15 protein-coding genes are annotated in these 13,033 nt (G+C 60.9%); 4 read left to right on the top strand and 11 right to left on the bottom strand.

Going from position 1 to position 13,033, the window contains the following annotated elements:
* Positions 1–10 precede the first annotated feature (10 nt).
* Both ELH03_RS28475 and ELH03_RS28470 read right to left on the bottom strand, forming a co-directional pair.
* Positions 11–853, bottom strand: a complete 843-nt coding sequence (locus tag ELH03_RS28475; protein WP_130767045.1) for a dienelactone hydrolase family protein — start codon at positions 851–853, stop codon at positions 11–13.
* Positions 854–1,083: 230 nt separating this feature from the next.
* Positions 1,084–1,968, bottom strand: a complete 885-nt coding sequence (locus tag ELH03_RS28470) for a LysR substrate-binding domain-containing protein (protein ID WP_130767044.1) — start codon at positions 1,966–1,968, stop codon at positions 1,084–1,086.
* Between the two features lie 125 nt (positions 1,969–2,093).
* Here ELH03_RS28470 and ELH03_RS28465 point away from each other — a divergent pair, with 125 nt between their 5' ends.
* The gene (locus ELH03_RS28465; protein WP_130767043.1) at positions 2,094–2,279 is read left to right on the top strand and encodes a 4-oxalocrotonate tautomerase; all 186 of its coding nucleotides are present in this window, start codon (positions 2,094–2,096) and stop codon (positions 2,277–2,279) included.
* 409 nt (positions 2,280–2,688) lie between these two features.
* Here ELH03_RS28465 and ELH03_RS28460 read toward each other — a convergent pair whose 3' ends face one another.
* The 5 genes from ELH03_RS28460 to ELH03_RS28440 all read right to left on the bottom strand — a co-directional run bounded on the left by ELH03_RS28460 (position 2,689) and on the right by ELH03_RS28440 (position 7,690).
* Positions 2,689–3,657, bottom strand: a complete 969-nt coding sequence (locus tag ELH03_RS28460; protein ID WP_130767042.1) for a DMT family transporter — start codon at positions 3,655–3,657, stop codon at positions 2,689–2,691.
* A 275-nt stretch (positions 3,658–3,932) separates the two neighbouring features.
* A complete protein-coding gene (locus tag ELH03_RS28455; protein WP_130767041.1) occupies positions 3,933–4,667 on the bottom strand; it encodes a phosphotransferase enzyme family protein in 735 nt (244 codons plus the stop codon).
* A 123-nt stretch (positions 4,668–4,790) separates the two neighbouring features.
* On the bottom strand, positions 4,791–5,102 hold the full coding sequence (locus ELH03_RS28450; protein ID WP_130659761.1) for a DUF982 domain-containing protein: 312 nt from the start codon (positions 5,100–5,102) through the stop codon (positions 4,791–4,793).
* Between the two features lie 480 nt (positions 5,103–5,582).
* Complete coding sequence (locus tag ELH03_RS28445; RefSeq protein ID WP_130659774.1) at positions 5,583–6,860, bottom strand: L-fuconate dehydratase; 1,278 nt, start codon at positions 6,858–6,860, stop codon at positions 5,583–5,585.
* A gap of 95 nt (positions 6,861–6,955) precedes the next feature.
* Positions 6,956–7,690: an SDR family oxidoreductase gene (locus ELH03_RS28440; protein ID WP_027687646.1), complete on the bottom strand. Its 735-nt coding sequence runs from the start codon at positions 7,688–7,690 to the stop codon at positions 6,956–6,958.
* A 440-nt stretch (positions 7,691–8,130) separates the two neighbouring features.
* On the opposite strand from ELH03_RS28440, the gene ELH03_RS28435 reads away from it, so the two are divergent.
* The 3 genes from ELH03_RS28435 to ELH03_RS28425 all read left to right on the top strand — a co-directional run bounded on the left by ELH03_RS28435 (position 8,131) and on the right by ELH03_RS28425 (position 10,437).
* A complete protein-coding gene (locus tag ELH03_RS28435) occupies positions 8,131–8,937 on the top strand; it encodes an IclR family transcriptional regulator (protein ID WP_128403620.1) in 807 nt (268 codons plus the stop codon).
* A gap of 56 nt (positions 8,938–8,993) precedes the next feature.
* Positions 8,994–9,830 (top strand): amidohydrolase family protein, encoded by an 837-nt coding sequence (locus ELH03_RS28430; protein ID WP_130767040.1) that lies wholly within the window; start codon positions 8,994–8,996, stop codon positions 9,828–9,830.
* A gap of 202 nt (positions 9,831–10,032) precedes the next feature.
* Positions 10,033–10,437 (top strand): helix-turn-helix domain-containing protein, encoded by a 405-nt coding sequence (locus ELH03_RS28425; protein WP_128403618.1) that lies wholly within the window; start codon positions 10,033–10,035, stop codon positions 10,435–10,437.
* A gap of 71 nt (positions 10,438–10,508) precedes the next feature.
* On the opposite strand, the gene ELH03_RS28420 is transcribed toward ELH03_RS28425, so the two are convergent.
* The 4 genes from ELH03_RS28420 to ELH03_RS37600 form a co-directional block, all read right to left on the bottom strand.
* Positions 10,509–10,775, bottom strand: a complete 267-nt coding sequence (locus tag ELH03_RS28420) for a hypothetical protein (RefSeq protein ID WP_011655326.1) — start codon at positions 10,773–10,775, stop codon at positions 10,509–10,511.
* Positions 10,776–10,841: 66 nt separating this feature from the next.
* The gene (locus ELH03_RS28415) at positions 10,842–11,585 is read right to left on the bottom strand and encodes a TfuA-like protein (protein ID WP_128403616.1); all 744 of its coding nucleotides are present in this window, start codon (positions 11,583–11,585) and stop codon (positions 10,842–10,844) included.
* Positions 11,582–12,844: a YcaO-like family protein gene (locus ELH03_RS28410; RefSeq protein WP_130767039.1), complete on the bottom strand. Its 1,263-nt coding sequence runs from the start codon at positions 12,842–12,844 to the stop codon at positions 11,582–11,584. The genes ELH03_RS28415 and ELH03_RS28410 overlap by 4 nt, the downstream gene beginning before the upstream one ends.
* Before the next feature lie 13 nt (positions 12,845–12,857).
* On the bottom strand, positions 12,858–13,001 hold the full coding sequence (locus ELH03_RS37600) for a hypothetical protein (protein ID WP_003553391.1): 144 nt from the start codon (positions 12,999–13,001) through the stop codon (positions 12,858–12,860).
* Between the last annotated feature and the right edge of the window lie 32 nt (positions 13,002–13,033).

Genomic DNA, 13,033 nt, shown 5'->3' with positions numbered 1-13,033 from the left:
CTGGCGGGCTTCATTTAGAGAGATACTTGTCCAGGAATGCTCGAACGCTGCTAAAGGACTGCTCGGCCGCCGTCGCATTATATTCTTCCCGATGACCGAATGCCGTCGTTGCCACCGTGACATAAGGGGAATCGAAATCATGGTATGCACCCGGATAGACGTTGAGTTCGATTGGCGGACCTTTGCCACTCAGGTGAGAAAGCCTCTGCCGACACCTTTCGGCGGGGCTCCAATCGTCCAGTTCGCCATTTAGGATCAAAGTTGGCACCGTCGCATCGCCCTCATGGGGAGCGCAAACCGGATAGTAGGCGACTGCAGCCTTGAACTTTCGATCCATAAACTGCTCGTTGCCTTCGGCTTTCGTGGCTTCCAGCGTTGCGATTCCACCAGCCGAGAAGCCCATCAGCCCCACACGTCGGGCGTCAACGAAGGTGTATGTCGATAGGAAATCGAGAGCTCCGTAGGCATCGAACACTCGATCGGGAAGATAGCGTTCACAGGTGTTGTCAATGTTGCGGGTGGTGAAGCTGTCGACCACCAGCACGACATATCCCCATGAGGTCAACCGCTGCGGCCAGTAAGTCTTGGTGTTCGGCCGAATACCTCCGCAACCATGCATGACAACGACGGCCGGAAAGGGACCATCTCCCTCTGGTCGGCTCAGATATCCCAGCAAGTGCGTAGCTTGGGCCTGCGGGAGAGTGACACCTTGTTCCCTGGCCTTGCGTTCCAGGAATGGACTTGGCTTTGTGACTGCGCTGTCGAAGCGCACCAACTCGTCAGCGTGAGCCGCAGGGTTAGGCTGCACGATAGCGATGAGCAAAAGTCCGAAAGCAAGCCTTGTGATTTGCATTGAGTTGTTCCGCTGGGCGACAGGCAGTTGATCAAACGCTATCCACAACCGATCATCATCTAGATGCGGAAACTTCGACGTCCATAGGCTAAAAAGGGGCGTGGCAAATGGCCGCCCCTAATGAGTATCTGACGGCTCTTTATGCCGATGTCGGATTTATTTTACCGGCTGGCATGATGAGCTGTTTCTGCCAAGAGCCGCACAGCGATGTCGGCCTCGATCGAGCGTCGTTACCCAAACCGTTCCACCAGGAAATCTATCACCGTCCGCAACATAGCTGTCGGCCGACGGTTCGGCGCATAGATGAGGGACATCGGTACAGGCTTGTAGGACCATTCCGGCAGCACCTGCTCAAGCCGTCCTTCGGCGATATCGGCGGCGAGCAGCAGTTCCGGCTGAAGCGCAATTCCCGCGCCGCTGAGCGCGGCCATACGTAGCGCCGCCCCCTGGTTGGTCGAGAATTTTCCGGAAATCAATACATCGCGCATTTCGCCCCCCGGTCCGACGAGGTGCCAGCGATCCTGCATGCGCCAATAGGAGTGGCCGAGGCAGAGATGGTTCGTCAGAGCCTCCGGCGAGGCCGGCCGGCCATGGCGGGCAAGATAGTCCGGCGAGGCAGCGAGAATCCGCCGGTAGGGCGTGAGCGGGCGGGCGACGAGGGTGCTGTCCGAGAGCGGGCCGATGTGGATACCGAGCTCGAACCCCTCGCCGACGAGGTCATGGACATTGTTGTCGAGCGATAGCTCGATCCTGACGTCGGGATAGGCGTTCTGGTAATCGATCAGCGCCGGCACCAGGACTTGCGTCCCGAAGCTGACGGGTGCCACCAACCGAAGCCGGCCGCGCGGCGCCGATTGCAGCTCGCTCGCCGAAGCCTCGGCCAGCGCCACTTCGGAAAGGGCGCGCTTGCAGCGCTCATAATAGAGCTGGCCAACCTCTGTGAGCTGATGGCGTCGCGTTGTGCGATGGATCAGCTTCGCCCCGAGCCGGGTCTCAATGGTCTTGATGTGCTTGGCAACCATGGCAGGGGACACTTGCGCGATCTCCGCGGCCGCCGCGAAACTGCCATTGTCGATGACCCTGACGAACATCGCCATGCCGGCCAGCTTGTCCACGATTGCCTACCTGTTGGTTTCGAATGACGATACCCGCAGCTTATTTATCAACCTGGGCATTTACAACATAGTCTTCATGCCCACGCCAAGACGACGGACACCACCCCACTGACCAAGGAGAAACCATGCCCATTCTTCACCTGCAGATGCATCCCGGCCGCACCGACGATCAGAAACGCGCCTTCGCGCGCGAAGCCACCAAGGCCGCCGTCGAAACCCTGGCGTGCCCGCCCGAGTCGCTGGAAATCCTGATAACGGAGATCGCCAAGGATTCCTGGGCGGTTGGTGGCAAGCTGAAATCTGAAGTCTGAGAGACGGCCTGCGGCGTCGAAGGCTCGAACTGCGGACGCCGCCACCATGGTATAGGACAGGGAGCCGGCCCTCGGCTCCCGTGCTGAATGTGAAGGGCGGCCGGTTGACTTTACTGGCTGCCGCAACTCCACCGCACGCAAGCCTTTGGGCAGCCGACTTCGCCGGGGAATTTGCCTTTGGTGCATCGGAGCCGTGGCGGAGTTCGGCCCTAAGCGAACTTATTCGCCGTCGAAGGATAAGGCTGCTTTGCGCCCTCATATCTCTAGCAGAGCCCGGCCAAGCGGCGGCTTGAAAGCGGACAACGCATTGGACTGGCGAGGCGGCATGTTTGCGTCAAAAGCGGATTTTACGTTGAACGTGATTGCATCTCCGATGCCTGCGCCTGTTTTTGGCCCTGTGTCCAGCGGGTCACTCGTTCGCAAGCACTGTCTTTCCAGATGCAAATTGGCGATCATAGAAAATCCGAACCGACAGAACAACGCCGGCGATCAGGACAACAACCCCGGCGACTGCGATCGGAGTTGGCCAGCGCGCATGCACGAGAAGTCCGCCGATCACGCCGAAGGCAGTCTCTGAGACGATCAATTGCGCGGCCAAGGCAACCGGCAGGCTGCGTGAGGCGATATTCCAGGCCCAGACGCCGCCCACGGTGGCCAGTAGCGCGAGAGTTGTGCCCCAGAGATAGAGGTTGCCGGCAGCGCTCCAGCCGAATCCCAATGTAGGAAGCCGGAAGAGGTCCATCGCGGCACCGATGGGATAGAAGGCCAGCATCAAGACGCCGCCGCCAACCAGTGTCAGCGCCGACCACACGCCGGAGGGCATGTCCGGCCGTGCGGCGAGTGCTGCCTGATTGGAAAGCGCGAACCAGACCCAAAGGCCCACGGCAGCAAGCGCCAGCGGCACGCCAATCCACAATGATCGCATAGAGTCCAGTCCTTCGGCCGTGAATGCCGTGCCATTGACGAGAACAAGGCCGACCAGCACCAGTGCCAGAGGCACCATGAGGGATCGCCATGGCAATGATGCCTGACCCTGATTGCCAATGACCATCAATACGATTGGTACCAGCCCGAGAAAGGCCGGAGCGATGACTGGGCCGGCAAAGAGGGCCGCTCCCGTCACTGTCAGGAAGTAGCCGACATAGCCGACGAAGGCGAGCCAGATGGCTTGCAGGCAGTTTCGAAGCGTGAGGTGGCGCATGACACCCTTCTCGGAAAACAGAATGTAAAGCCCGACGAGTGCCGAGACGACGTGACGGATGAGGGCAAAATCAAAGGTGGAATAGTCACCGATAATAAAGGGCACGACGAAGTTGAGCGAAAAGGCAAAGGCCGCAAAGAGAGCGGCCGACACGCCAACATAGAAAAGTCTGTCCATAATGTTCACCCTTTTGAAGTTGCGTCACCGAGCCCTGGTCTCCGCGACACCGAGTGTGCCGTTTGGCATTCAAGCGAAATGCTTGATCGAATGGGGTAAATTTACCGGCCACGCGCTCTGGTCGGTAGCCGGCGAAAATGAGAACTAGCCTCTCGAGACGGCCGTGCCGCCCGTTCAGCGGAGCCGATTTCCCGTATCCTCGACATCGAGGCTTTCAATCGGTGGGGTGTCTTGGATCGGCTTGATGCGGGAAAACGTCGATCCGCCGGAACTGCTCAGACCGGGCGAACTTCGGCAAGCCGCTTGACTGCATACTCGTCCCGCCAGCAGACGGCGGCTTCCCATGCGGCTGATGCTTGCGCGGCGATGTCATGCGCGCCGTCGTCGAGGTCGGCAGCGTTGCCGGGCAGCACCAGGTCAAGGTCGGGGACGTCGACATGTGCCTCGTCCCAATCGATTAACGCGACCCGATCCGCGGTCACGCGGACGTTGCCGGGGTTGCTGGGGTTGCCGTGGACAACGCATGTCTGGCGTCCGACTAGCCGCGCCCATGCTGCGCGACATCGAACAACGCCCTCCGGCGGCATCACGGCAAGGTTGATCCTCGTTCCGGTTTCGGCATGCAGGAGGTCGGTCGACGATCGCCAACCCGGGCGCTGCGGCCAGCCCTGCGTCAACCGATGCAGTTCGCGGAGCGTTTCGGCCACGCGACGCCAGTCGGACTCCGTCTCGGGCGGTCCGCCCTCCATGTACTTCATGACCACCAGGCCGTTCACGAACAGCCGGCCGTCAGTCGTGGGGATCGGCACTGGAACGGTCATCCCTTCACGGTCGAGATGTTGGAGCAGCCCGGTTTCCCATGCGAGATCAGCGTCGGTCCTGGAGCCGAAACGACCGACCGCGATCTGCCCGTTGATGCGAAGGCTCCACACGTCGTTGGCGACTCCACCGGCAAGTGGTTCGATGCGAACCGCACCTTCACCCCATTGCCCCAGTGCTTCCCATCCCATTGAGGATATCCCTGGCGGTCGTGATCCAATCGACGGAGAAATAGAAAAAGTTTGCGACGCCACGATGTCCGCTGCTGGCGCACAAACGTGACGTCAAAAGGCGGGTAACCCTTGAAATTCGGACTATCTTTGCGCGCTTGACGGCAGGTCCGGTCGTCGCTCTCCCGCTCCCTGCCGGACGAGCGATAGAGCGGCGATACCCGCCTCATCGGCCGCACGCAGAAGCGCTTCCCGGAATTGTTCCGGGGCAATCTTCCCGCTCAATGCGTCGACGCAGGCTTTGACGGCAGCGACATATTCCTCGCCGTCATCGCAAGGCCAGTCGTTGATCAGGAGACGCGCCGCGTCGCCCAGCGTCCATACGATCTTGCGAGATGCCGGGCCTCGCAAAGCAAACCCAACCGGCGTAAATGCTGATGATGTATTCCAGCACATTGTCCTCGACCCCTCAAGGCACGGATACTGCAGTCCCCAGTTCAATATTATACGCGCGTATTTTGAAATTTGGAATTGAAAAGTGTAGAGGTATGCGGCTTGAGCGCGAGCGGCCGGATGAAGATGAAAGGGCGGGGCGCTATCGGTGGCCCATAATTGCCATAGCCCTACAAGGTTGGTGCCACTCGATACCTAACCTCGAAATGATCCCGCCCAGGTGTAAGCGGCACAGTTTCTCTTTCGGTCTCTACGCCCTCGGCTCGATCGCAAACATTCTATTGTCTAAGTTCAAATAAAATTTGCTGGCCTGCTGGTGCTGGGCCCCCTCCGCATTCACACTACGAAAATATTCCTGGCGCTTTAAAAAGCAAGCTTCGCCGCCTCCAAGTCAATTGGAGCAGTCCCGTCAGATTGGAAGCCCATCGTCGACAAGAAAGACTGTCGAAATCAGGAATTTAACATGCGGCTGGCGAAGTTTCCTTAACCTCGAAACGTATAGTTGCTGATCGAGGCCGGTTTCATCTCTATGGAGAAGCCCGGCAGGGTCGGCGGCATGTAGGCGGCGTTCTCGATCAGGCAGGGGTCGAGGAAGTGTTCGTGAAGATGATCGACATATTCGATGACGCGGCCTTTCTTGGTGCCCGACACCGCGACGTAATCGATCATCGACAGATGCTGCACATATTCGCAGAGGCCGACGCCGCCGGCATGCGGCCAGACCGGCAGGTCGAACTTGGCGGCGATCAAGAGCACGGCCAGAACCTCGTTCAGCCCACCCATGCGGCAGGAATCGATCTGTACGATGTCGATCGCGCCCTCGGCGATGAACTGCTTGAACATGATGCGGTTCTGGCACATCTCGCCGGTCGCGACCTTAACCGGGGCGATCGCCTGGCGGATCTTGCGGTGGCCGGCGACATCATCGGGGCTTGTCGGTTCCTCGATGAAGAAGGGCTTGGCAAAGGAGAGCGCCTTGACCCAGTCGATCGCCTGGCCGACGTCCCACACCTGGTTGGCGTCGATCATCAGGTAACGATCGGGACCGATCACCTCGCGGGCGATCCTGAGGCGGCGGATATCGTCTTCCAGGTCGCGGCCGACCTTCATCTTGATATGGTTGAAGCCGGCATCGATCGCCTCCTGGCAGAGGCGGCGCAGCTTTTCGTCGCCGTAGCCGAGCCAGCCGGCCGAGGTCGTGTAGCAGGCGTATCCCTCTTTTTCGAGGATGGCGATGCGTTCGGCCTTGCCCGCCTCGGCGCGCTTGAGGATCTCGACTGCCTCGGCGCGCGTCAGCACGTCGGTGAGATAGCGGTAGTCGACGATATCGGCGATCTCTTCCGGCGACATCTCGGCGACGAGCCGCCAGACGGGCTTGCCGGCCTGTTTGGCGAGCAGATCCCAGACGGCGTTGACGACCGCGCCGGTCGCCAGATGAATGGCGCCCTTTTCCGGGCCGATCCAGCGCAGCTGGCTGTCGCTCGTCAGATGCCGCCAGAAGGTGCCTGGATGGGCGAGAACCTCGGCGAGGTCGGCGCCGACGACGAGGTGGCGCATCGCTTCGATCGCCATGCAGCAAATGTCGTTGCCGCGGCCGATGGTGAAGGTCAGGCCGTGGCCGGCAAGATCAGGCGCATCCGTATCGAGAATGACGTAGGCCGCCGAATAGTCCGGATCGGGATTCATCGCATCGGATCCATCCAGGCTTTGCGACGTGGGGAAGCGGAGATCGAAGACACGAAGGTCAGTGATGCGGGTCATGGTGTTTCTCCCGATTATATGCGCCGATTATATAGAGCCGATTGCAGTGGCCGGGCCGGCCGGCAAGACTGCCGGGCCGGCCGCATCAGCTGAAATCAGATCGTCCAGCCGCCGTCGATGGCGATCGCCTGGCCCGACGTGTAGGTCGCGCCGGCGAGATAGACGGCGAGATCGGCGATCTCTTCCGGCGAGCCGAGCCGGCCCATCGGCTGGCGGGCGATGAAGGCGGCGCGCGCTGCGTCATAATCACCCTGCGCTCGCATGCGGTCCTGCAGCGACGGGCTTTCCACCGTGCCGGGGCAGATGGCGTTGCAGCGGATGCCCTGACCGACGTAATCGGCGGCAACGGCTTTGGTGAGCCCGATCACCGCCGCCTTGGTGACACCGTAGGCGAAGCGGTTCGGCACGCCCTTGATGCTGGAGGCGACGGAGGCCATGTTGATGATCGCTCCGTCCTTGCGCTCGATCATGCCGGGCAGCACGGCGCGGATGGTGCGGATCATCGCCTTGACGTTGAGGTCGAAGGCGAATTCGAGATCGGAATCCTTCATCTCGAGGATCGAGCCGGCATGGACGAAGCCGGCGCAGTTAAACAGCACGTCGACAGCGCCGATCTCGGCGACGAGGGCCTTGACCGCATCCTCTTCGAGCACGTTCAACTGATGGGTGAAAACGCCGGTTTCGGCTGCAAGCGTCGCCAGCGCCTCGGTGTTGATATCAGTCGCGTGAACCTTGGCGCCGATCGCGGCAAAGGCTGCCGCCGTCGCCCGGCCGATGCCCTGACCGGCGGCGGTGATGAGAACGGTCTTGCCGGAAAGTCTGTTTGTCATGTCACGGGCCTTTTCTGGAATTGTCTACGCTGGGCGATGGAATGCGGTTGATGTCTTGGCGACGCTTGGTCGTGATGAGCGCGCCGGTCTGCTTCCCGAGGTTCGCGGCTCTCTGCGTTAAATGGAGGAGTTGGCGCTGTTGCACAGGCAGATCAGCGGGGGATTCAGCCGATTGGCTGCTTTTTCGGCGATCTCCGCCGGCGGCGGGGCCGATGACCATTCCCATGCGCTGCACGGTCTTCCTCCCTGGCCCCGGCTTGCTAATGATCCTGCCGCTCGGGTGCCTTCGGTACCTCAGTCGTTCGTTTCCGATCGACCTTTTCAGTGATGATTTGTCTGTTTATAGACAAACAGACGATTGGCCAAGGGTCAAGTGCGAAGTTTTCCTTTTCCGGCTGCGGTTCTGCGTATATGCAGAGTGATATTCACAGGAGGAAGGAATGGAGACCGACGAGTCCGACCGCTACCGCGCTCCTGCCCTCGACAAGGGCCTCGATATCCTGGAATTGCTCGCCGGCGTCGACAGTGGCCTCACTCAGGCCGAAATCGCCAAACGCCTCGACCGCAGCCCCAACGAATTCTACCGCATGCTCGACCGGCTGGTGCGCCGCGGTTACGTCACCCGACTGGACGGCGACCGCTACTCGCTGACGCTGAAGCTCTTCGGTCTTGCGCAACTGCACGCGCCGGTGCGCCGGCTTGCCTCCTATGCCACGCCGCTGATGCGCGATCTCGCCCAGCGCACGCGCCAGGCCAATCATCTTGCCGTCTTCGATCGCGGCGCGGCCGTTGTCATCGCCCAGCAGGAGGCGCCGGACTATTGGGGATTCTCGATCCGCATCGGCGCTCACATCAGCCTCTTCGACACCGGCTCGGGGCATGTGCTGCTTGCCTTCCGCAGCGAGGAGGAGCGGGAGATGATGATCTCGGAACATGTGCGCAGCCGCTCGGACATCGAACTCGGCCCCGAATTCTACGATCGTCTCCACCAGATCCGCGAGCGCGGCTACGAGATGATGGCGAGCGCCCAGACATCAGGTGTCTACAATCTCTCCGCTCCCGTTCTTGGACCGGACCGCCGCTGCATCGCCGCCCTCACCTGCCCCTTTATCGCGCTCGTCAACGCGCCGTCCGCTCCAGATATCACTCAGGCGATCACGCTGGTGCAGAAGACCGCCGCCCAGCTTTCGCTGCTTGCCGGCGCCGATGTCGTCAACTCGGCCGAGGCCTCTAGAATTTCTATTTGAACAATCCATTCACCGGGAATAGGTTTGCCGCAAAACCACTCTGCGAGGAGAAGAGCGTGTTCATCGACACCCATCTGCACATCATTGACCGATCGGCCCTGCCCTATCCGTGGCTTTCCGACGCGCCCGCTCTCGATCATGATTTCCTCTATGAGACCTATGCGACTGAGGCCCGGCGCTGCGGCATCACCACGGTGCTGCATATGGAGGTCGACGTCGATCCCGCCGCGATGCAAGCCGAGACCGATCACGTCGCCAGCATCGCCAAAAAGCAAGGCAGTCTGATTGCCGGCGCCATCGTCTCCTGCCGGCCCGAAGAGGAAAGCTTTGCCGCCTATCTGGAGCGGCAGAAGGCCGATCCCTTCGTCAAGGGGTTCCGTCGCGTGCTGCATGTCGTGCCCGATGATGTCTCCGAAGGCGCCCTGTTTCGCGAAAACATCAGGCGCATGAGCGGCAGCGGCCTGACTTTCGACCTCTGCACATTGCCGCATCAGGCGAGCCGTGTGACCGCCCTCGTCGATCTTGCGCCTGATGTGCAGTTCGTGCTCGACCATTGCGGGGTGCCGGATATCCGCTCGGACGCCTTCCAGCCCTGGAAGGCCGGCATATCAGAGATTGCCCGGCGCCCGAACGTGGTCTGCAAGGTCTCCGGCGTTATCGCCTATGCCGATGCGAAGACCTGGACGGCAGAAACGCTGCAGCCCTATCTCGAACATGTGATCGCAAGTTTCGGCTGGGACCGCGTCGTCTGGGGCAGCGATTGGCCGGTCTGCACGCTCGGTGGCGGCCTCTCTAGCTGGGTCGCGGCGACCCATGCGATGCTCTCCGGCGTGAGCGAGCCAGAGCGCTCGAAGTTGCTTTTCGCCAATGCGCAGCGCCTCTGGTCGCTCTGATGTCACAAAATAAAGCGACCGGTCTCCTGGACGTGCCATTTCGGCATGTTTTTTGTATCGTTCCGGGACAAAAAACGCCCGATTTTCGGGCTTAACGCTATCTACATGCAAGCAATTGCTAGCCTTATTTATCTCGGCTAAAAGTTGTTGACACGGATATGGCGAATGACCCCTGTCCGCTGCCTTCAGAAGGGAAAATGAGATGAAAGAAGAACCGCATTCCGTCGATGTTCACGTCGGAAAGACGATCCGTATCCAGCGTCTGTTGAGGAAAGTTTCTCAGACGGAACTGGGAGATCGTGTTGGGGTAACGTTCCAGCAGATCCAGAAGTACGAAAAGGGTTCCAACCGCGTTTCCGCCAGCATGCTGGTCGAAATCGCCGGCGCTCTTAAGGTCGATGTCAGGACGTTTTTTGACGATCTGTCGACCCCTGATACGGCCAACGACAACCCCGCTCCGAGCGAGGAATTCGTTATTTCGCGCGAAGGCGTGGCTCTCAATGCGGCGTTCTTTTCGATCAAGAACGAAGCGCTTCGCAAGAAGATCCTGAAGCTCGTCCAGGCGATTGCCAAGACCGAACAGTTGGACGCTGAAGCGGCCGAATAGACCGGTTGTCCTTCACGCGATCCCAACGGACCGCATGAGGCATCAGGCATGAGGATCAATAGCGATCGGGCTCAATGGCGATCGATCAGGATTAGATTCTCGCTGGCATCCTTCATTGCGATCTTGGCTTTGCTGCCGAGCAGCTTCTCGAGATTGACGTCAAGCTCCCTGTCGGGATCTATGCCGTCCCAATCGATGACGACCTGCAGCAGCGCCATGTTTGTCAGGTGCATCAGATTGCGCAGCTGAAGCTTTTCAGCCTCATCCTTGGCTGCCGACAGCAGCCGGAAGATCCTTGCGTATTCGCTGCCGGTACCCTCGTTGTATTGATCAAACATCGTTCCCGCCTCTTTGGTCGTGGAACCCTACGATTCCGTCACTGCTGCATCTTTCCGCCGCGACCGTTATTCAAGCGTTACAGGAACTGCATTGCGCGTGACTTCGGCGTGCAAGAGCTCCCAATGTGAGGTTGCTGCAAAGCGCCAGTCACGGTTGACGGGGAGGAATTTATCCCGGCGCAGCCATTCCAGCACAAGTCGCGCGTCGTTGCGCTTGCGCTCGACGCGGCTGCTGCGGACGGCGGCGAGGATATGGTCGCGGCGCGGCTTGCGGAAATGGCACTCGTCGGCCACCTTCGCATAGGTGCGCTCGGAGAAATGCAGAAACCGGCCGGCCAGCAACAGCTTCTTGCGCTCACCGGGCGAAATCTCGCCTTTGGCGTGAAGCGCATCGATCGTCGGCTCGAAATCGACCCAGGGAACGGAAAGCGGCAGCCAGCCGAGCTCCTGCGGCGCATGCACCAGCGCGACGGCCTCATCGTCGAGCAGCCGTCCGGACTCGTAATCTTCGAAGATCGAGCCGAGCCCGACCATACCGAAGGGGGCGCATTCGGCTGCCCGCAACGCTCCCATGCTGGCCCCGCCGGCAACGGCGACATCATGTTCGAGTGCGTAAAGTATTTCCTTGTGCCAGACCGAAGGCAGGTCGCCGAAATAGCCGTCGACCAGGCCGATCGCCGTGGCGCCGTTCCGAACGGCCTTCAGGATGTCGCCGGCGGCGGCCGGCGGCCGGAAATCGATGCAAGGAGACATGGCTCTTGCCGCGGCAAGATCACTGCCAAGGCTCGGGCCGACGAACAGCACCTTCATGATTCGGCTCCTCTGATGGTGTTGACCGCGCGCATGCCGAGCTGAATGTATTGGCCTGAGATATCGACCTCCAGTCCCGGCACGATCACTCTGACGACCGAGATCGGCAGGGCTCGATGCGGAAACGGCACGACGACGATTTGCTCGATGCCGGTCGCCGTCAGCCGATCGGCGATATGGCCGATGGATTCCTGGATCGTCGCCGGGCGGCGATGGCGGGCCTGGAACGCGCGCATCCGGCCATCGCCCTCGCAGAGTTCGACCACCTGCTGCATCGCCGCACTCCGGTCGAGCCGCTGATAGATGCGCGGCGAGAAATCGTCGCGGCTGCCGGCGATCGCGGTCAGCCGGCTCTGCGCCGCTTCGGTGATGGCACGCAGCGCGGCGCGCACGGGATCGGGGTGGCAGCCGCAGCCACCGCAAACATGCGACCAGCGCGCGTCGACACGGTCGGAAAGATTGCCTGGCATGATGACGGCCAGAAAGGCGGGAACGCCGATATCCGTCGTCATGTCGAGCAGCAGCAGTTTCATGCCGGCGCGCGTGATCCGGTCGGTCATGACGTCGATGACCGCATCGCCGAAGGAGGCAGGGTCGACGCGGCTCTCCTTCAGGCGTTCCGGCGATTTCAGTTGGGTCAAGGCCCAGGCGTCGCGCTCCACCAGCTCGCAAAGCCCATGCAGGACCGCCTCGGACGGCGTGTTGCCGGAGGCAAGCCCATCGCTCGACTGCTCGAAGCCCGGCGGCCTCTCGCCGCGATGGTCGAGACCGACGAGCCACCAGGGCACGAAGACGCTGCTGCCGGAAGGGATGTCGAGCCCCGTGCACCAGGGAATAGGACTGTTGCCGATCTCGTCGGGCGCGCAGCGTGCGACATTGTCGAGATCGATCATCGCGGCATGCTCCGCCCGCATGCTGTCGATCGTCGCCTGCGTCAGGTCGGCGGGGGCAATTTCGGCGATCCGCGTCTCGACCGCTTCCATCGCCGCCGAGGTCATGGCGGCATCATTGTCGATACCCTTGCCCTGAAACACCGAGAGCGTATGGCTGTTCGGCCTCGTTGCGAAGGCGACGGGGATGTTCAAGACGTCGAGTGCAGTCAGCAGACCGACGCGCGTGATGCCGAATTCGCGCAGATGCGGCCTGATGGCCGCGAGGGTCTGAGCCGGCGTGACCGCGCGGTCATGATAATCGCTGACACCGGCCGATGAACGTTTAAGGTCACCGGCTAGCGTTTCAAGGTCGGTGAAAGCGGACATACCGATCTGTTCCTTAGCGGAACCTCAGCGCATGCGTCAGGCTCTCGAGCGCATTGGCGGAAACGTTGAGTTCGTCCTGCTTCAGGGCTGCCCTGGCGGCAGCAGAAAAGCGCAGCGACTGTGTCTGAGCTGCGGTGGTTTCAGCATTCGTCTTCATGTTCCATCTCCGATTGGTTGGGCAGCGCCTTG

It is taken from the genome of Rhizobium beringeri (assembly GCF_004306515.1).
Lineage (GTDB): Bacteria > Pseudomonadota > Alphaproteobacteria > Rhizobiales > Rhizobiaceae > Rhizobium > Rhizobium beringeri.
This window is presented reverse-complemented; position numbering and strand designations above follow the sequence as displayed.